General features: G+C 36.4%; 18 protein-coding genes and 1 tRNA gene. 16 read left to right on the top strand and 3 right to left on the bottom strand.

Translation table 11 applies throughout. From position 1 onward, the window contains the following. Nucleotides 1-168: 168 nt before the first annotated feature. A tRNA-Ser gene (locus IGK21_RS08250) sits at nucleotides 169-256 on the top strand. Between the two features lie 612 nt (nucleotides 257-868). Beyond that, on the top strand, nucleotides 869-2,233 hold the full coding sequence (locus IGK21_RS08245) for a DUF6056 family protein (protein WP_034698384.1): 1,365 nt from the start codon (nucleotides 869-871) through the stop codon (nucleotides 2,231-2,233). A 78-nt stretch (nucleotides 2,234-2,311) separates the two neighbouring features. Here the strand turns inward: IGK21_RS08245 and IGK21_RS08240 are convergent, their stop codons facing one another. After that, nucleotides 2,312-3,259, bottom strand: a complete 948-nt coding sequence (locus tag IGK21_RS08240) for a glycosyltransferase family 2 protein (RefSeq protein WP_010718832.1) — start codon at nucleotides 3,257-3,259, stop codon at nucleotides 2,312-2,314. A gap of 589 nt (nucleotides 3,260-3,848) precedes the next feature. On the opposite strand from IGK21_RS08240, the gene asnB reads away from it, so the two are divergent. Then, nucleotides 3,849-5,744 carry an asparagine synthase (glutamine-hydrolyzing) gene (gene asnB, locus IGK21_RS08235; protein ID WP_034698382.1) on the top strand — a complete coding sequence of 632 codons (1,896 nt, stop codon included), beginning with the start codon at nucleotides 3,849-3,851 and terminating at the stop codon, nucleotides 5,742-5,744. Nucleotides 5,745-5,852: 108 nt separating this feature from the next. On the opposite strand, the gene IGK21_RS08230 is transcribed toward asnB, so the two are convergent. Beyond that, nucleotides 5,853-6,299, bottom strand: coding sequence for a DUF2188 domain-containing protein (locus tag IGK21_RS08230; protein ID WP_034698380.1), 447 nt, complete (start codon nucleotides 6,297-6,299; stop codon nucleotides 5,853-5,855). Between the two features lie 206 nt (nucleotides 6,300-6,505). Between IGK21_RS08230 and rpmG the strand changes: the two genes are divergently transcribed. Beyond that, nucleotides 6,506-6,670, top strand: a complete 165-nt coding sequence (rpmG, locus tag IGK21_RS08225; protein WP_002320810.1) for a 50S ribosomal protein L33 — start codon at nucleotides 6,506-6,508, stop codon at nucleotides 6,668-6,670. Between the two features lie 168 nt (nucleotides 6,671-6,838). Beyond that, nucleotides 6,839-7,342 carry a dihydrofolate reductase gene (locus IGK21_RS08220; protein WP_010737807.1) on the top strand — a complete coding sequence of 168 codons (504 nt, stop codon included), beginning with the start codon at nucleotides 6,839-6,841 and terminating at the stop codon, nucleotides 7,340-7,342. 78 nt (nucleotides 7,343-7,420) lie between these two features. Here the strand turns inward: IGK21_RS08220 and IGK21_RS08215 are convergent, their stop codons facing one another. Next, nucleotides 7,421-8,377 (bottom strand): ABC transporter substrate-binding protein, encoded by a 957-nt coding sequence (locus tag IGK21_RS08215; protein WP_034698376.1) that lies wholly within the window; start codon nucleotides 8,375-8,377, stop codon nucleotides 7,421-7,423. A gap of 142 nt (nucleotides 8,378-8,519) precedes the next feature. Here IGK21_RS08215 and IGK21_RS08210 point away from each other — a divergent pair, with 142 nt between their 5' ends. The 11 genes from IGK21_RS08210 (at nucleotide 8,520) to IGK21_RS08160 (ending at nucleotide 18,037) form a co-directional block, all read left to right on the top strand. Next, nucleotides 8,520-9,353 (top strand): ABC transporter ATP-binding protein, encoded by an 834-nt coding sequence (locus tag IGK21_RS08210; protein WP_172595703.1) that lies wholly within the window; start codon nucleotides 8,520-8,522, stop codon nucleotides 9,351-9,353. Further along, nucleotides 9,350-10,339, top strand: coding sequence for a FecCD family ABC transporter permease (locus tag IGK21_RS08205; RefSeq protein WP_034698373.1), 990 nt, complete (start codon nucleotides 9,350-9,352; stop codon nucleotides 10,337-10,339). Before IGK21_RS08210 ends, IGK21_RS08205 begins: the two co-directional genes overlap by 4 nt. Further along, complete coding sequence (locus tag IGK21_RS08200; RefSeq protein ID WP_034698369.1) at nucleotides 10,336-11,331, top strand: FecCD family ABC transporter permease; 996 nt, start codon at nucleotides 10,336-10,338, stop codon at nucleotides 11,329-11,331. Before IGK21_RS08205 ends, IGK21_RS08200 begins: the two co-directional genes overlap by 4 nt. A 361-nt stretch (nucleotides 11,332-11,692) precedes the next feature. Further along, entirely contained in the window at nucleotides 11,693-12,238 is a 546-nt protein-coding gene (locus tag IGK21_RS08195; RefSeq protein WP_010737802.1) for a 5-formyltetrahydrofolate cyclo-ligase, read from the top strand. A gap of 13 nt (nucleotides 12,239-12,251) precedes the next feature. Next, nucleotides 12,252-12,950 (top strand): rhomboid family intramembrane serine protease, encoded by a 699-nt coding sequence (locus IGK21_RS08190; RefSeq protein WP_010737801.1) that lies wholly within the window; start codon nucleotides 12,252-12,254, stop codon nucleotides 12,948-12,950. A 20-nt stretch (nucleotides 12,951-12,970) separates the two neighbouring features. Next, nucleotides 12,971-13,183 carry a YqgQ family protein gene (locus IGK21_RS08185; protein WP_010718842.1) on the top strand — a complete coding sequence of 71 codons (213 nt, stop codon included), beginning with the start codon at nucleotides 12,971-12,973 and terminating at the stop codon, nucleotides 13,181-13,183. Beyond that, the gene (locus tag IGK21_RS08180; protein ID WP_010718843.1) at nucleotides 13,183-14,148 is read left to right on the top strand and encodes an ROK family glucokinase; all 966 of its coding nucleotides are present in this window, start codon (nucleotides 13,183-13,185) and stop codon (nucleotides 14,146-14,148) included. Before IGK21_RS08185 ends, IGK21_RS08180 begins: the two co-directional genes overlap by 1 nt. A 14-nt stretch (nucleotides 14,149-14,162) precedes the next feature. Then, nucleotides 14,163-14,558: a rhodanese-like domain-containing protein gene (locus IGK21_RS08175; RefSeq protein ID WP_010737800.1), complete on the top strand. Its 396-nt coding sequence runs from the start codon at nucleotides 14,163-14,165 to the stop codon at nucleotides 14,556-14,558. Between the two features lie 438 nt (nucleotides 14,559-14,996). Then, the gene (locus IGK21_RS08170; protein WP_034698366.1) at nucleotides 14,997-15,707 is read left to right on the top strand and encodes a hypothetical protein; all 711 of its coding nucleotides are present in this window, start codon (nucleotides 14,997-14,999) and stop codon (nucleotides 15,705-15,707) included. A 150-nt stretch (nucleotides 15,708-15,857) separates the two neighbouring features. After that, complete coding sequence (locus IGK21_RS08165) at nucleotides 15,858-16,223, top strand: DUF488 domain-containing protein (RefSeq protein WP_010737798.1); 366 nt, start codon at nucleotides 15,858-15,860, stop codon at nucleotides 16,221-16,223. Then, a complete protein-coding gene (locus tag IGK21_RS08160; protein WP_034698363.1) occupies nucleotides 16,220-18,037 on the top strand; it encodes an FAD/NAD(P)-binding protein in 1,818 nt (605 codons plus the stop codon). The genes IGK21_RS08165 and IGK21_RS08160 overlap by 4 nt, the downstream gene beginning before the upstream one ends. The last annotated feature ends 82 nt before the right edge of the window (nucleotides 18,038-18,119 follow it).

Here is an 18,119-nt window from a genome sequence, read left to right as displayed (position 1 = left end):
GTTCATTCCAATACTCTTTCTTACTTCAAATTGGGCACTATTTAAGAAGGAGCAGAAAATGATTCTTGTGTTTTTTTGTCTCCTCATAAAATAAATATGCCGGTTTTTGATTTCTATCGGGAAATAGGCTTGACTTTTTACTAAAAAAAGTTTAAAAATAATAGGTATGGAAGGTTGGCAGAGTGGTAATGCACCGGACTCGAAATCCGGCGAACCGGCTAATACCGGCGCGCAGGTTCAAATCCTGTACCTTCCTTTATACCAACAGTTAGACACGATTTAGGTCGTGTCTTTTTTGTTGTGTTTTTTAATCTGAATTATTTTTTGACTCCCCCGAAAGACTATTCTGATGGTGCGACATTAAACCCACACTTTACTCAAAAAATAAATCAATAGTGTTTAAGCTGCAGCTTCTTAGAATAAGCTTGAATTTTTCAAACATGGAAAGATGTTTAAAAAATTCTTTCTTATTGTCATTGGAGCTACCCAAAGTTTTCATAACCTCTTTTTGTATTCCGAATTTCCGTCAGATGCCTATCGATAGTTATTGTAACTTTTGTCTCTTCATGAACGATATCATTTAGAATGGAGAATTTATGAATGTTTCAAAAATTATGCGGTGTTATTTGTTTGGAGTACTTATTTTTCTTGTAAAGTTTTATTAACAAGTAATGAATCTTCTTTTAGCCGAATATGGTTGATCAAACGCTTTGGAAAACCAATGAATGAAACCTGTTAATTGTTATGTTTATTTTTGATAAAGTGACCATTTTATTCATTATTTAAAAATAAAAGGATGAAAAAAATATAGGAAACAGAAGCCTCTGTGTTATAATTGCTGGGATAAATTATAAAAAGGAGTTTAATAATGTACTGGAATAAAAAAAGAATTAATAAAGAATTATTTTTTTTGCTTTTAGTTATTTGGCTTGTTTTTTTATTTTTCAATCTATATATGCCATCATTTAGAGCAGACGATTTAGTTTACTCAAATAGATTAGACCAACTAGGGTATTTAGGAGCTTCGATCGAACATTATAAAACTTGGAGTTCGAGAATTATCATAGAGCTGTTTATGATGTTTTTCTCTAAACATTTTCTGCTGTGGAAATTTATCAATTCAATCATCATGTTGGGCACGGTCCTGATGATTTGTAAGTATGTTTTTGAAAAATTGGATGGTAAGAACGTGTTGCTAGTTACATCTGTCTACTGCTTAGTCCCACTTACCGTGATGGGGGAAACAGGCTGGGAGTCGACAACTTTGAATTATCAATGGTCCGTTTCATTTTGCTTATTCGCTTTTTTCCCATTCTTCCAACGCTTGAAAGGAAGAGCTATCACTCCTAGTATTTATTGGTTTAGTTTGCCTTTCCTGATATTTGCTGCTAACCAAGAACAAGTGAATGCGTGCTTTTTTACTTTAACGGCCATTATAACTGGCTATTTATTATATAAAAGAGCATATCATCGCTTATTGATTCTCCCATTGCTCATAAGTTTTATTGAGTTACTATTTTCGTTGACAACACCGGGGAATGCCATCAGGACATCTCAAGAAATTAGTAAGTGGTTTCCTCAATATGATCAATTTGGGTTTATTACTAAATTGGATTTGGGTATTTCTTCTTTTGGAAAGCCTTTTTTTCTAGATACAAATGTATTGTTCTTAATTTTGTTCTTATTTGTTTTTTTACTTTCTTATAACAAGTGCAAAAATTATTATGGCCGCTTATTATCTGCTATACCTTTTTTCTTGAATCTGATTATCTACCTAGGGAATACGATGGGTGAAAGTTTTATACACATACGTGGCAATAGTCGTGCACAAATATGGGATAGCAGTCACTTAACAAAGCTATTTACCGATACTGGAACGAATCTGTCACTTACTCGTCCTGGATCATGGATAGCGACTTTACTTGTTTTAGGTTTATTGGCTTGTTTACTCCTAGGGATTTACTTAAGTTTTGAAAATAAAAAAACAGCATCTTTTCTTATGTTGTTAATGATGATGGGCGCTTGTTCAAGAATAATTATGGGATTTTCTCCTACGATCTGGGCTTCAGGAATGAGAACTTATTATATTTTATATATTGTTGTAGGAATTTTAGTGTTAATGCTGGTAAAAGAATTGTTGAAAACCTGGAATCCGCAAAAAGCAGAACTCGTACAATTTAGTTTGACTATGCTGGGGATTGGGACCATTGTTTTGACCATCATAAATAGATGAAAATAAAAAAAGACTCAAGTTGTAGGAAATCCAACAGTTAGATCACTAACTATTGAGATCGTTACAACTTGAGTTTTTTTATTTCTCGCTTTGATAGTTTTTTGGATTAATTTTTTCAGTCTCTCTGATAATATACACTGGACGTTGTTTGGTTTCTAAAAAGATTTTTCCAATGTATTTGCCAATTATTCCAAGACACAATAATTGGATACCTCCGATAAACAAGAAAATCGAGACCATGGAAGGCCAGCCAGCTGTAGGATCACCATACAACAGGGCACGTAAAATAATAAATAAAATAGCAAGACCTGAACCAATACATGATAATGCCCCCACGAATGAAGCAATTGTTAATGGTGCATCTGAAAAGTTGACGATTCCATCAATAGAGTAATTAAATAATTTCCAAAAAGACCAAGAGGTTTCACCAGCTACTCGTTCACGGTTTTCAAAGGAAATATACTTGGTTTTAAAACCAACCCAACTGAACAAGCCTTTCGAAAAGCGGTTGTATTCAGTTAATTCCAAGATAGCATCAACCATTTGGCGAGTCATTAAACGGAAATCTCTCGCTCCGTCAACCATTTCAGTATCACTGATTTTATTGATTAGCTGATAAAATTTCTTAGCAAAAAAACTACGGATCGGTGGTTCACCGTCACGAGTCGAACGACGAGTACCGACGCAATCAATATCAGATTGCATAATTGTTTCAATCATTTCTGGTAATAGATCAGGTGGATCTTGTAGATCAACATCCATTACAGAGACAAGGTCGCCAGTAGAAGCTTGTAAACCAGCATATAAAGCAGCTTCTTTCCCAAAATTTCGAGAAAAGGAAATAAAGCGTACATATTCATGGTCATTAGCTAATGCTTTGATTGCTTGTAATGTATTATCTCTTGAACCATCATCAATAAACAAATATTCAAATTCATGTATTCCCTTAAATTTTTCGACCTCGTTAAAAAAAAGAGGAACTGTTTTTTCTTCGTTATAGCATGGAACCACAATTGATACTTTCATAACATTACCCTTTCCAATAAAGATCCTTCATAATAATAACATGAATGAATCAAAAAAAATATAGTTTTAGAGATAAGTAAACGAACAAAGTCTTCTTAGCTATGTTCGAAGAAATAGAAAAGAAAATATAAACCAGATACTATGCGAGATGAGGTCAGATCTAGTTAGGTTTATTTGTAAGTGGAAAATATATTCTTGTTTTTAAACGAGATTGTTCCAACGGAATTTCTTTCACGACAAGAAGGTTTAAGAGTAAAATCAAACAAGTCTTATTGGAAATCGCTCGTAACTTAATTAGAGCGGATTATTTAGTAAGGACTAAATTTTGATTGGTTAAATGATAGAGATGATTAAATAATAATGAATATTTTTCAAGTCTTTGCTAAACAAAATAGCTTCCTTAGTCAAAACATGTTAAATTAATTAATAGGACTACTTTTTTTATAGTAGAACTCAAAAATATTCACTGTTATTTCATGTGACGAAACTGTAAGAGAGCTATTATTTCAAGATTTAATAGCCTCTATGATAAGATGCTTATGGACGAAACAAAGTAATAGTAATTATTATCTAGGATGTGAAAAATAAAATGTGTGGAATTGTAGGATTTATTAACGACAAAGACAATAAAAAAGCAATCGTAAACGACATGATGGATCGAATCGTTCATCGGGGACCGAATAGTTCGGGTGATTATATTGACCAGCATGTTGCTTTAGGATTTAGAAGATTAAGTATTATCGACTTAGAGGGTGGAAAACAACCTATCTATAATGAAGATCGAACAAAAGTCATCATTTTTAATGGGGAAATCTATAATTACCAACCTCTTAGAGAAGAGCTGATTGCAGCTGGACATATTTTTCAAACACATGCGGATACAGAAGTATTGTTGCATGGTTATGAAGAATGGGGAACTGATCTATTACAAAAGGTTCGGGGTATGTTTGCCTTTGCAATCTGGGACAATAAACGCAATGAATTATTTGGTGCTCGGGATCATTTTGGAATCAAACCATATTATTATGCGGAAATGAACGGCACATTTATGTTCGGATCAGAAATCAAAAGCTTTTTACCACATCCAGATTTTCATAAAGAATTGAATAAAGAAGCCTTGAAACCTTATATGACATTTCAATATTCACCATTAAATGGAGAAACCTTTTTTAAAGGGGTTCACCGTTTGCCAGAAGGTCATTATTTCACTTACAAAGATAATAAGTTAGCGATTCATCAATATTGGGATGCTAATTTTGAAGAAAAACAAAACTATTCACGGAAAGAATGGATCGATAAGATTGATGAAACAGTTGAAGCATCGATTAAAGCACATACGATCAGCGATGTAGAAGTTGGCTCATTCTTATCTAGTGGGGTAGATTCAAGCTATGTGACTTCTGTATTAAAACCTGATCATTCTTTTTCAATTGGGTTTGATGATAAAACATATAATGAAGCTATTGAAGCTAGAAAGTTAACAGAACTTTTGGACTTAGATAATACAGCAGCTGTCATCGATGGAGATATGTCATTTAAAGCTTTTCCTTTGATTCAATACCATTTGGATGAGCCAGATTCGAATCCTTCATGTGTCCCACTTTATTTCTTAGCAAACTTGGCTTCGCAAAGTGTTCGAGTTGTCCAATCAGGTGAAGGGGCAGATGAACTATTTGCGGGATACCAAACTTATGGGTTCCATACGAATTCAAAAGTTATTCGTGTCATTGCTCAAGGGTTGAAGAAACTACCAAAAGGAACACGTTATAACTTGGGACGAAAAATTGGCAAGATGAAAAACTTCCACGGTAGAATCCACTTATATGAATCTTTAGCTCCTGCGAAAGAATATTTTATTGGTCATGCCCGAGTGTTTGAAGAAAACGAAGCGTCAGATATTTTAAAACAAGAATACCAAAAGGCTCCTTCCGTTCAGGAGATTATGGCAGTCCATTATGCTAAAACTGAAAAAATCGAAGATGAAGTGAACAAAATGCAATACGTTGACCTTCATCAATGGATGCCAAAAGATATTTTATTAAAAGCGGATAAATTATCAATGGCCAGCTCACTTGAAGTACGCGTACCGTTACTTGACATCGAAGTGATGAGATTGGCAGAACAGATCCCAAGTAAGTATCTGTTAAATCAAAATAATACCAAAGATATTTTCCGACAAGCAGCAAATAAACATTTGCCAGAAGAATGGTCTAACCGTGTAAAACTTGGTTTCCCAGTACCAATCAAAGCTTGGTTGAAAGAAGACCATGGCTATCAACAAGTCAAAGAATTATTTGAGGCTGATTTTGCCAAAGAATTCTTTGATCAAGAAAAAATTATGAAGTTGTTAAATGACCATCATGAAGGGCGTCATGAAGAACAACGAAAAATTTGGACGATTTTCAGCTTTTTAACTTGGTATAAAGTTTTCTTCGTTGACGAAGAAATCCCTAAGGCTGAAGCAATCGATTATGTAACAGTCTAAAAAGTAATCAGTTAGCGAAGCAAAAGAACATCCCGCTTCGAGTGGATTGATTTTATTCCTTTTTAACAGTGAACAACTCCTCCTTTATTGTGGAGGAGTTGTTTTTTATTAATAGTTTATTTCTCTTTCTTTCGTTCCGTCTTTTTTGTAGATAATTAATGATGTGTTTTTGTTTTGAGCAATTTCTTTCCCTTTTTCAATCGCTTTTTCTTTCGTATCAAAATGATTACTTGCTTTTTTAGCTCCTTCTGATTGGACAATCCACTTATCTTCTTCAAATTTTACGATCACGTTGGCTGTCAATAATTTAGAAGCTCTTGGATTTGTGTCGTGAGAATCATGCTTTGTTGGATTTTTTTCTTGAGAAAACTCTTTTTTTTCAGTAGAAGTAGCATCTTCTGACCATTCTTTGGCTTGTTTGATAGCAATCGGAATAGCACGATCATCAGGATAGCCTTCTGCAAGCAAGGCGTTACCGATATCGATTGCTTTCTTTCGTGTTAACTCTTCTAAATTTTTCATTGCAGGCGGATAATCTTTCATATTCCAAGGCATAAAATCTTCCTCCTCAAAAATTATTTATATTTCAAGTGTAAGCGCAATAGTTGGAAAAGGAAAAGATTTTGTTTAGCAAGTAGTTATTTAGATAACTTTCGTCAAGTAGTTTTACTTAACAAATTTTGTAAAAAGGCTAGCAATCTAGTGGAAATCATGGTAAGATAATCAAGTCTGAGAGTCATCTTAGAGGATTCTAGTAAAAAATGGGAGGGAAAAACATGCGCGTAAACATTACTTTAGAGTGTACTTCTTGTAAAGAACGTAACTACCTAACAAGCAAAAACAAACGTAACAACCCTGATCGTTTGGAAAAACAAAAATATTGCCCACGCGAACGTAAAGTTACTTTACACCGTGAAACTAAATAATTAGTTCAGCGTAAGTCTAGAATCCTTTTTAGGAAGCTAGACTTTTTTTAATAGTGAAGGTTGAATGAAACCATAAACCTGACAAGCGACTCTTTTTCTTGTAACAGGGTCGTTTTTCTTGTATGATTGAAATCGTTTGTTCAAATTCAGTTTGAGAGGATGAAACACATGTTTATTTCAATGTGGGCACAAGACAAGAATGGTTTGATTGGAAAAGATGGCCTGCTTCCTTGGAGGTTACCAAACGATATGCGTTTTTTTCGGGAACATACGATGGATAAAATATTAGTGATGGGGAGAAAGACATATGAAGGCATGGGCAAATTGTCTCTTCCTTATCGGCATATCATTGTGTTAACTACTCAAAAAGATTTTAAAGTAGAAAAAAATGCGGAAGTCCTTCATTCGATTGATGAACTTTTGGCATATGCCAAGGATATACCTGAAGATATCTATGTGTCAGGAGGAAGTCGAATTTTTCAAGCTTTGTTACCAGAAACAAAAATCATCTGGCGAACATTAATTGATGCAGAGTTTGAGGGGGATACATTTATTGGAGAAATCGATTTTACAAGTTTTGAATTAGTGGAAGAACATGAAGGAATTGTCAACCAAGAAAATCAATACCCTCATCGATTTCAGAAATGGCAAAAAATGAGCAAAGTGGTTTAGCACATAGTTAAATAAAAAAAGACGTTCACTCCAATTTGTAAAGAAAGGAAGGTGAACGTCTATTCTTGTTCAGATGATTTATTTCAAATTATTTTTGATATCATTGACCATATTTTGACTAGCTATTGGACCATTATAGAGCCAACTAGATTCAGGACCAAATTCTAAGACATGATTTTCTTTGACCGCTTTTAAATTTTGCCAAGTTGCTTCATTAAACATCGCAGCTTTTTCATCACTGTTGACTAAGATGAGATAGTCTGCATCTAACTCTGCTAATTTTTCTGCAGAGACAGCTGACCAATCTGAAGTTGCACTTTTAGAGATTTCAGTAACTAGATTTGGCACACCAAATTTTAGATCACCGTAAATGATTCTTCCACTTGAACGTGTTTCACTAACCATAAATGCTGAGTTATTCGTTACCCATAAAACAGCAGCCGTTTTGCCGTTGATTTTATCTGCGAGTTCTTGTCTAGTGGCTTTCACCTTTTTTTGGTAATCAGTAATGATTTTTTCTGCTGCTTGTTCTTTATTTAATGCTTTTCCGATATCTTTTAGTTGGGTTTCCCAAGTGACATCATTCCCATTTTTTACGACATAGGTTGGCGCAATTTTGTTGTATTGCTCGTATTTACCTCCTTCAACTGTAGCCGAAGAAGAGATCAATAAAAGATCGGGTTCATAACTTAAGACTTTTTCATACGGAAGATCATAAGAGATCGTGGGAACATCTTTTAATTCTTTTTGTAAATAATGTTGAATCGATCCACTACCAACTGTCCATTGAGCAACAGGTTTTTCACCTAAAGCGATAAGATAGTCTTCGAGGTAACTCCCGATGATTCGTTTTGGTTGATTAGGGATCTCGACTTTATGACCCAAGGCATCAGTCACTAGGTGAGTTTTTGCAGTTGTTTCATTACCTGCTGTGTCAGTTGAATTGGATGAATTATTTGAAGAAGAGCAGGCGCTAAGTAAACCAAGCAGCAACACTGTGGCCCCAATGGTAAAGATATTCTTTTTTAGTTTCATTTTTTCCTCCTGTAGGGATTTTCATTGATAATCATTCTCAATTGATATTATTCCTGACAATAGTGGTCATGTCAACTATTTTCGGGAATGAGCCATTTAGAGTAAAACTTGACGAATTTGTGAAGGAGCTTCATAATTGAGAATGATTTTCAGGGAAAGGATGAAAAATTTGACGACGATTGAAGCTGTTGATATTACAACGGGTTACTTAAATAAACAAGTGATTGAAAAAATGTCTATCAAGATACCAGAAGGAAAAGTGACAAGTTTGATTGGTCCTAATGGCAGTGGTAAATCAACTTTATTAAAAAGTTTTACTCGACTGTTACCTGTCAAAGAAGGAAAGATTATCGTAGATGGATCTGAAATTTCTACATATAGTCCTAAGATGTTAGCGCAAAAAATTGCACTGTTAGCCCAAAGTAGTGAACACCCTTTAGGCATGACTGTCGAAGAGGTGGTCTCTTATGGTCGTTATCCTTATCAAAAATTTTTTAGTGGATTAAATGAAGAAGATCTACATGCTATCCAATGGGCGTTGGAAGCGACGCAACTAACTAAGTTGAAAGAAAGAGAGCTTTCGAGTCTATCAGGTGGACAAGCGCAACGAGTTTGGATTGCGATGGCTTTAGCCCAAGAAGCGGATATTTTGATTTTAGATGAGCCAACCACTTTTTTAGATCCTGCGCATCAATTGGAAATCTTACATTTACTGAAAGAGATCAATCATATCAAACAGACAACCATTTTAATGTCGATCCATGACATCAATCACGCTTCTCGCTTTTCTGACTATTTAATTGGGATGAAAGCAGGACAAATAGTGGTTCAAGGCACACCTGATGAAGTAATCACAACGTCATGGATGAGGGAAATCTATGAAATTGAAGCGCAGATCATCGAATTGCCTGAAACGAATAAACCCGTTGTTTTGTCTTACGATTTAATCAATGATCGTAAGGAGGATGAACAATGAAGACAAAGAGGAAACGAATGATTCTTTCCCTATTGTTGCTAGGAGTAGTTAGTATATTTTTCTTTGCGTTAGCCAATGGAGCGGCGGTTGTCGACTTTTCTAATTTGTGGCAAGCGATTTTTAAATTTGACGACTCAGTTCAATCGCAGTTGATTATCCGAACGATTCGGTTGCCTCGAGTGCTGGGGGCTTTCTTAGTCGGAAGCTGTTTTGCTCTTAGTGGCGCATTGATGCAAGGGGTGACGCGGAATCCTTTAGCTGATTCAGGGTTATTAGGAATTAATGCAGGAGCATCACTTGCAATGGCTCTTTGTTTTGCGTTTTGGCCACATGCTTCTGCTTTTTCTGTTTTTTTACTGTCATTACTTGGTTCGTTGGTAGTTACATTATTTGTTTTTGGTTTCTTACGTTTTTCAAAAATGGGGATGAATCCACTTCAATTGATTTTAGCAGGTGTTGCGATCAGTACTTTTTTTACAGCTATTAGTCAAGCGCTGACACAACTATTCAATTTGCAACAAGACTTGGCGTTTTGGTTCGTGGGAGGCGCTGCGAACGTCACATGGCATCAATTGGAAATTTTGGCTCCAATTTACCTGTTGACAGTTAGTGGCTCCTTTTTGTTAGGTCGCTCCATCTCGTTGGTCAACTTAAGTGAGTCACATGCCTTGGCATTAGGAGGCAACCCTGGACGGATCAGATTTTTTGCATTTGTATTAGTGGCGGGGTTAGCTGCAATGGCGGTGTCGTTAGTTGGACCAGTTTCATTTATTGGATTGATGGTTCCACCAATCGTCCGAGGAATTATTGGTTCCGATTATCGGTATGTTTTACCAGCCTCTTTTTTAGCAGGTGGAGGATTAGTGATGTTGGCGGATTATGTTGCACGAATGATCAATCCGCCATTTGAAACGCCATTCGGCTTAATAATTTCCTTGATCGGTGTACCGTTTTTACTACTCCAAGTAAGGAGGGAACAAGGATGAAAAGAAGTTACCAATCACTAGTTGTTTTATTTCTTTTATTAGTTGTTAGTATAGTTGCAAGTTTAATGATTGGCACACCATTTATTCCATTTGATCAATTAGCTGAGGTGTTTCAAGGGAATGGTTCGGCAATCCAAGAGTTGATTGTTTATGAATTTCGTGCCCCTCGTCTATTAATCAGTCTTCTTGCTGGTATGTGTTTAGGTATTTCAGGCTTTATCTTGCAGGGAGTTACCAGAAATAGACTAGCTGATGCTGGCATATTGGGCATTAACGCTGGAGCAGGTTTTTTCGTTATGATTTATTTGGGCTTTTATGCCAACCAAACTTTTCCGTTTTTACTATTGATCGTGGCTTTTCTAGGCGGCTTGCTTGCAGCTTTACTTGTGTACTTGTTTGCTTATACGAGAAATAGTTTTTTAGGGATGAACCGGCTTTTACTATCAGGAATTGCAGTCAATGCTGGATTGTCGGCATTGATGCTTTTATTTACGATTAAATTGTCGAAAGAAAACTATGGTTTTGTTAATGCCTGGTTAGCAGGTTCACTTTGGGGAGCTAGTTGGCCATATGTTTTCTCATTGTTACCTTGGGCAGTCATTTTGCTTCCTTTCGTGCTGATTTACAGTCGACGAATTGGTTTATTATCTTTTGGTCAAGAAAGAGCGCAAAGTCTAGGATTAGACGTGCAGAAAAGTCAAAAAATCCTATTGATACTCGCTGTTGCTTTAGCCTGCGGAAGCGTTGCGGTAGCTGGCAGCTTATCTTTTGTCGGTTTGTTAGCTCCTCATTTGGCTAAATTTGTCGTCAGAAGAGAAAATCAACTGTCCTTGATCTTGAGTGGATTATTTGGGGCATTTTTTGTAACGATTGCAGATGTTCTTACACGAGTGATTCTACCAAGTGGTGAGATTCCTACTGGGATTTTAATTGCGGTCCTAGGAGCTCCATATTTCTTATATTTATTATTTTCCAAACAAACGATTGCTTAGAAAATAAATACGGGGAAGAAACGATTGTGTTGAGTAAGCAGTGTTTCCCAAAGTAGTTTCTCGTTATTTTGAGACTACGATTATTCTGTCTATTCAAATGAAAAGAGTGAATCAGAGGTCGTGAAGGCATCGGAAAGCTCCAATGACAATAAGAAAGAATTTTTTTTAACAGCTTCTCATGTTTTGAAAAATTCAGGCTTATTTCAAAGAGCTGATGCGTGAACACCGTTTACTCGTTTTTAGAATAAAGAGTGAGAGTGATGTCTTAAATTCTGTTTATAAAACTCTTTTTATTTAAAAAGTTAAATTGCTATTTTTACTATTTTCCGCTACCATTTTAACGAGAGGTGGGTTGATACGTTTGAGTCATATTAAAGAAAAACTTAGAAAACTTGGCATTGAAAATTTACAAAAGATTGCTAGAAGTGAACAGAAGCAGCAAAAAGAGCAAAAAATTTACCAACAACTCTTTCAAAGTAATGAATGGCAGCAAGCAAAAGTGGTTGGTTTGACGATGGCAAATGAGATAGAAGTGGCTACGACCCCAATTATTGAAAAGGCATGGGAAGAGGGTAAAACCATACTTGTTCCTAAGACATTGCCTGAACGTCAAATGTGTTTTTTTAAAATTGATCCGGATACCCGATTTGAACGCACCGCTTTTGGCGTACTGGAGCCATTATCTGATCATTCTTTTTCACCGGACGCTATCGATTTGCTGATCGTTCCAGGGGTTGTTTATCATCAAAATGGTTATCGGATTGGTTTTGGTGGAGGCTACTATGATCGCTATCTAGCCAATTATCCGAACCAGACATGTAGTCTGGTTTTTCAAGAACAAATAAACAATCAATGGGTACCAGAAAGTTTTGATAAAAAAGTGCAACACTTGTTTATCGATAAATAATAAGGAGGGTTACATGAATTATCAACAGAAATTAAAATTAAACGCTTGGCTAAGAAGACCAATTTTGACTTATTTGTTTTTAGCGATACAAACCATCGTGTTTGCAATGATGGAGTTCTTTCCATTTTTAAATATTCCAGCATATTTAGGCATGTTTGGGCCGTCTATTGTAGTTGGAAATGAATGGTGGCGGTTTATTACACCGATTTTCATTCACTTTGGACTGGTGCATTTTGTCATGAATTCTTTGATTTTATATTTTATGGGAGACCAAATTGAAACACTCTACGGTCATTGGCGTTTTTTCTTGATCTACTTGTTTAGTGGTATCCTTGGGAATGCAGCGAGTTTTGCATTCAACGATCTTGGCGTTCTATCTGGTGGAGCAAGTACTTCTTTGTTTGGTTTGTTTGGTGCGTTATTCGTTCTTGGATTTCATTTCAAAAATAACTCTCAGGTTCGCCAATTGATTCGTCATTACATGTTGTTTATTGTTATCAGTTTTGTATTTGGTTTGACGGATACCTCAGTCGATATCTGGGGGCATCTCGGTGGGATTGTTGGTGGCTTGCTTATAGGAAATATCATCGGCCTACCACAGAAAGTGACCAATTACTCGATTCATCAAAAAATCCTATCTACGCTTGTTTTTGGATTTCTTTTGATAATATGTGTTTTATTGGGTTTAAAAAACTACGGATTACTTGTATAATGTGAAGGAAGTGCTTTGAGATGGAGAGCTTATATGACGTGCAACAACTGCTCAAACGATTTGGCATCTTTGTCTATGTTGGGTCACGTATCTATGATATTGAATTAATGACGATTGAATTGAAGAATCTTCATGACAGTCGTTTGATCGATCATGATACATACATGACAGCGTGGCGCATACTAAAACGAGAGCACCGAGTGGAAGAAAGCCGAAAGAAAGGAAACTTGTAATGGACAAAAAAATTATTGGGATTGATTTAGGTGGAACAACAGCAAAATTTGCAATTCTAACACCAGAAGGAGAGATTCAACAAAAATGGAGCATCGATACCAATATATTGGATGACGGTAAACATATTATTCCGGAAATTATCGAGTCAGTAAATCATCGTATCAAATTATATAACATGAATGCTGAAAATTTCATCGGAATCGGTATGGGAACACCAGGAAGTGTCGATAGTGAAGCAGGTACAGTGATCGGAGCCTACAATTTAAATTGGACTGAACTTCAATACGTAAAAAAACAAATTGAAGAAGGAACTGGAATCAAATTTGCTATTGATAACGATGCGAACGTTGCTGCTTTAGGTGAGCGCTGGAAAGGTGCAGGGGAAAATGATCCTGACGTTATTTTTGTTACCTTAGGAACGGGTGTCGGTGGCGGAATCGTTGCTGCTGGGAACTTGATCCACGGCGTTGCTGGTGCAGGTGGCGAGATTGGACACATTACAGTGGACCCAGAAGGTTTTGAATGTACATGCGGTAAAAGAGGGTGCTTAGAAACAGTTTCAAGTGCAACAGGTGTAGTTCGCTTAGCACGTTTCTTAGCAGAAGAGTATGCCGGAGATTCAAAATTAAAAGCAATGCTTGACAATGGAGAAGAAGTAACAAGTAAAGATATTTTTGAAATGGCACAAGCAGACGATCCATTTGGTCTGATGGTCGTTGATCGTGTTTGTTTCTACTTAGGATTAGCTTGCGGTAATCTAGGGAACACTATGAACCCATCAAGTATTGTTTTAGGCGGCGGAGTATCTGCTGCCGGGGAATTTTTACGTAGTCGTGTTGAAAAATATTTCAACCAATTTACGTTCCCTCAAGTACAACAATCAACAAAAATCAAATTAGCAGAATTAGGAAATGAAGCTGGCGTGATCGGTGCTGCTTCATTAGCCTTGAAATTTGCGGAATAACGTGGAGGAATGACATGGTTTTATGGGTAATTAACATCATTTTGCTATTGATTATTCTTGCTATTGTGTTTTGGGAAGTTTATCTACGAGTAATGGCAAAACGTTCTGCAAAAACACTGGAAGAAGAAGAATTTCGTGATGGGATGCGTAAGGCACAAGTCATTGATGTTCGTGAAAAAGACGTGTTTGATGCAGGACATATTTTAGGGGCAAGAAATATCCCTTATACTGTTTTAAAAGATTCATTAGGATCTATCCGAAAAGATCAACCGGTGTATATCTACGACCAAAAGAAAAGCTTAAGTATTCGTACAGCGAATAAGTTAAGAAAAGCTGGCTACCAAGATATCTATATCTTAAAAGGTGGATATGATGGCTGGTCTGGCAAGATTAAAAGTAAAAAAGTATAGAACGTCATGACGTCATATTATCGGTCAATCCTGATGAGTCGTGTAAAGTCAAATCTGGGTCAGAATGAACCTCATTCTGTCTCAGATTTTTTGTTATTTCAATTGGAAGGAAAATGGGGCTGAAGGATCAACTTTGATTCTGTAGTAACCCCCAGAAGTTAGATTTTGGTCTTACTTTTTGGGATTGATACATTCATCAGTTCCACAAATGATAGAGCCAATTTATCAGAAGTTTTTGTATATAAAGTAACAGATACTTTTTAGAAAATTGCATGACTGATTATTCGATTAGGCAACGGGAATAAAAAGGATTCATTAGATCGCACAAGATAAAATACTAAATTTTATTCTTTCCAGAAATAAAAGTTCTATCTCCATTGCGTACGTCATGTATGATGATGATTCAATGATAAATCAAACAATGGGGGAGAAAAGGCAATGCCAGAAATATCTAATGAAACTTTCACTGAGCAACAACCTGCAGGAATAGTAAAAAAAGAAGAAATAACAGAAAAAAGAAAAAAGGAACTTGATAAACTTGTTGGAACGATTGAGGTTTCACTAGCTGGTAAATTAAAAGGAAAGACATATGAGGAGATCGTTGAATCGGTTGTGTCTAAGATTATAAATAAGAAGGTAAAGCAATCTGAACTTGGGAGAGTATTATACTCACTAGATCTTTCTGCCCAATTATATCAGCAGGTCGTAAAGGACTATAACATAAAACGCTTAATCAGCCATGATGGTCCAAGCCAAAGTAAAGTCTCTATAACCAATTCTGTGGTTATAGAAAATATAGAAAGCGCAATAGATTCTCCACAAATAATAATAGAAGATCAATCGGTCGAACAAAAAGATAGTTCAAAACCAGAAAACATTCAAGAACAAAAAACAAGTAAGTTGACAACTGAAAAGCTAACGTTCAGGAAAAGGATTAAGAAGTGGGGTCAATCGTTAAACATTTTCAGAAAGAGTAACACAGATAAACCAGAGAATATAACAAATCGTCAAGGAATTGAAATGGATAAGGGTGGGGTACCTTTAAAAAAAATATTGAGACGACAATCGAGCGAAACTAATGATGCTTGTCATAATAATAATCAATGCCAACACATTGTTCCTCTAGAAAAGGGAGATAGGAATCACTAGCAAGTATCCATAGAGCGTGCAAAATTGAAATTTAGTATTTAAGGAGTACTAACAGAAATCAAGCCACGATTTTTTGCTATGACATAATCAAAGGAGAATCTAATCATTTATGCTATGATCAATGTATAAGCAATGAAAGAAGTGGAGAAAATGATCAAACTGAAAAGAGTGTACAGTGCGCGCGAAAAGGGTGATGGCTTTAGAATTTTAGTTGATCGAATATGGCCAAGAGGGATATCAAAGGAAAAAGCACAGATTGATCTATGGTTAAAGGAGATTGCACCAAGTACTGAGTTGAGAAAATTCTTTGGACATCTTCCTGAGCGTTTTCCTGTTTTTGAAGAAAAATACCTAGAAGAGTTAATGACAGATCAAGAAAAGCAATTGGCAGTCAAGCAGTTAGCTGAACTCTGTCAAAACTATCCAATCGTGACCTTAGTTTATGGTGCAAAGAATGAACAGCAAAATCAAGCCGTGGTGCTAAAAGCGTTGATGGAAAGGAAGCTGAATCGATGATTATTGGCATTGTTGGGGCAGGCCCCAGAGGACTAAGCATGGTAGAACGATTGATCCGAAACAATCGGGAAAACCAACATATCCAGATCTGTTTATTCGATCCTGATGGGCCTGGTGGTCGAGTCTGGCGGCTCGATCAACCAACAGAGTTATTGATGAACTCAGTCTCTCAGCAAGTTACGCTTTTTACAGATGAAACATTAACAAGTGGCGGAGAGATTTCACCGGGGCCTAATTTATATCAATGGAGCCAAACAGAGGCGAAAAAGTATATCGAAAAGCAACAGTTTGTGAATAAAGAATTTTTTTTGGCAGAAGCCGAGCGCTTACGTGCCAATGAACCAGCTACCAGATGTTTTTATGGCTTGTACCAACAGTGGTTTTATGAACAATTAAAAAAATTAGCACCGCATTCATTCACTATCGTTCGATCCTTAGTGAAAGAGATTGATAAGATAAAGACAGGTTTTTACTTGAAAACAAACGAACAGCATTTAGTAGTAGATCAGTTAGTGATGACTACGGGACATTGGGAAAATAAAGTATCCAAAGACGAGAAAAGGTTTTATGACTATGCTGAAAAAGAGCAATTGTTCTACCAACCGCCAGCAAATCCAGCTGATGTTTCCGTAGAAACTATTCCGCCAAAAGCCACAGTGATTCTTAGAGGATTAGGTCTAAGTTTTTTTGATTATGTAGGTTTACTTACCGAGAATAGAGGAGGTAAGTTTGAAAAACAAGGAGAGAAATTGGTATATTTGCCGTCTGGACGTGAGCCGATCGTATACTGCGGGTCTAGAAAAGGGTTACCCTATTTTCCTCGAGGAAAAAATGAAAAACGGGGAGGAGCAATGGCTGTTCCTAAATTGATCACCAAAGAAAATTTAGTGAAGCTTTATCAAAATCAACAACTAACTGGGAAACTGTTTTTCGACTTGCTAAAAAAAGATGTCGAACTTTTTTATTATAAGAAATTAATTGAGGAAAAACATCTAGCTATTTCACCAGTATTATTTGAACAAATCTTTTTAACACGTGATCAAAGTGATTGGCAAAAACAATTTCCTGAATTACAGCCTTATCAATGGGAGTGGGATTTTTTTGAAACGCCTATCTATCATGAGAAGCATGACTTTCAAAAAGAAAGTCGAAGGTTTATTGATTATCAAATCAATGAATCAATGAAAGGAAATTGTACTGGGGCGCTTGCTTCAGCTTTTGATGCGTTAAAAGATTGGCGTGATCCTGTCCATCTGGTCATTGAATGGGGCATCTTCACTGCCAAAGAATACAGAGAAGTATTATGGGGTTGGTTTACTAAGCTCAATGCTTTTCTCACGATCGGTCCGCCAGTTGTTCGGACAAGAGAATTAGCCGCTCTGATTGATGCGGGTATTTTCACAATCGTTTCCCCACCGCTGGAAATCAAAACAGAGGCCGGTTTCTTTATCGTAGAAAACGAGGGACAACGGATTGAAAGTCGCTACTTGATTGAAGCCCGACTCCCGCAGACTGATTTGACACAAACAAAAAACCCAGCATTAAATAGCTTGAAAAAACATCAGCTGATTCGTCCTTTTACTTATCAGGACACGACTGGCGTGTATGAAACTGGTGCAATTGATATCAAACTAAGCACCAATCAAGTCTGGAACAAACAGGGAGAGCTAGAAGAAAATTTATATTGTTTAGGGATTCCGGTCGAAGGTGTGGATTGGTTGACAGCTACAGTCTCACGACCATATACCGATGCTTGGAATTTGAGGCAAATCGATAAAGTGGCACAGCTGATTCTTGGAAGGACAACCAATTGAAGCAAAAAACACAACCGACTCTAAAGGCTAGATCATTCATCTAACTTTTAAGATCGGTTGTGTTTTACTAATTAATAATGAT

The organism is Enterococcus sp. DIV1421a, from assembly GCF_051711025.1.
GTDB lineage: Bacteria > Bacillota > Bacilli > Lactobacillales > Enterococcaceae > Enterococcus_B > Enterococcus_B hirae.
The sequence above is the reverse complement of the archived record's forward strand: the minus strand, read 5'-3'. Positions and strand labels throughout refer to the sequence as shown.

Bases quoted from the DNA above. Each gene is read 5' to 3' on its own strand.
- IGK21_RS08245 (WP_034698384.1), top strand. From the start codon at position 869: ATGTACTGGAATAAAAAAAGAATTAATAAAGAATTATTTTTTTTGCTT.
- IGK21_RS08240 (WP_010718832.1), bottom strand. From the start codon at position 3,259: ATGAAAGTATCAATTGTGGTTCCATGCTATAACGAAGAAAAAACAGTT.
- asnB (WP_034698382.1), top strand. From the start codon at position 3,849: ATGTGTGGAATTGTAGGATTTATTAACGACAAAGACAATAAAAAAGCA.
- IGK21_RS08230 (WP_034698380.1), bottom strand. From the start codon at position 6,299: ATGCCTTGGAATATGAAAGATTATCCGCCTGCAATGAAAAATTTAGAA.
- rpmG (WP_002320810.1), top strand. From the start codon at position 6,506: ATGGGAGGGAAAAACATGCGCGTAAACATTACTTTAGAGTGTACTTCT.
- IGK21_RS08220 (WP_010737807.1), top strand. From the start codon at position 6,839: ATGTTTATTTCAATGTGGGCACAAGACAAGAATGGTTTGATTGGAAAA.
- IGK21_RS08215 (WP_034698376.1), bottom strand. From the start codon at position 8,377: ATGAAACTAAAAAAGAATATCTTTACCATTGGGGCCACAGTGTTGCTG.
- IGK21_RS08210 (WP_172595703.1), top strand. From the start codon at position 8,520: ATGATTTTCAGGGAAAGGATGAAAAATTTGACGACGATTGAAGCTGTT.
- IGK21_RS08205 (WP_034698373.1), top strand. From the start codon at position 9,350: ATGAAGACAAAGAGGAAACGAATGATTCTTTCCCTATTGTTGCTAGGA.
- IGK21_RS08200 (WP_034698369.1), top strand. From the start codon at position 10,336: ATGAAAAGAAGTTACCAATCACTAGTTGTTTTATTTCTTTTATTAGTT.
- IGK21_RS08190 (WP_010737801.1), top strand. From the start codon at position 12,252: ATGAATTATCAACAGAAATTAAAATTAAACGCTTGGCTAAGAAGACCA.
- IGK21_RS08185 (WP_010718842.1), top strand. From the start codon at position 12,971: ATGGAGAGCTTATATGACGTGCAACAACTGCTCAAACGATTTGGCATC.
- IGK21_RS08180 (WP_010718843.1), top strand. From the start codon at position 13,183: ATGGACAAAAAAATTATTGGGATTGATTTAGGTGGAACAACAGCAAAA.
- IGK21_RS08175 (WP_010737800.1), top strand. From the start codon at position 14,163: ATGGTTTTATGGGTAATTAACATCATTTTGCTATTGATTATTCTTGCT.
- IGK21_RS08170 (WP_034698366.1), top strand. From the start codon at position 14,997: ATGCCAGAAATATCTAATGAAACTTTCACTGAGCAACAACCTGCAGGA.
- IGK21_RS08165 (WP_010737798.1), top strand. From the start codon at position 15,858: ATGATCAAACTGAAAAGAGTGTACAGTGCGCGCGAAAAGGGTGATGGC.
- IGK21_RS08160 (WP_034698363.1), top strand. From the start codon at position 16,220: ATGATTATTGGCATTGTTGGGGCAGGCCCCAGAGGACTAAGCATGGTA.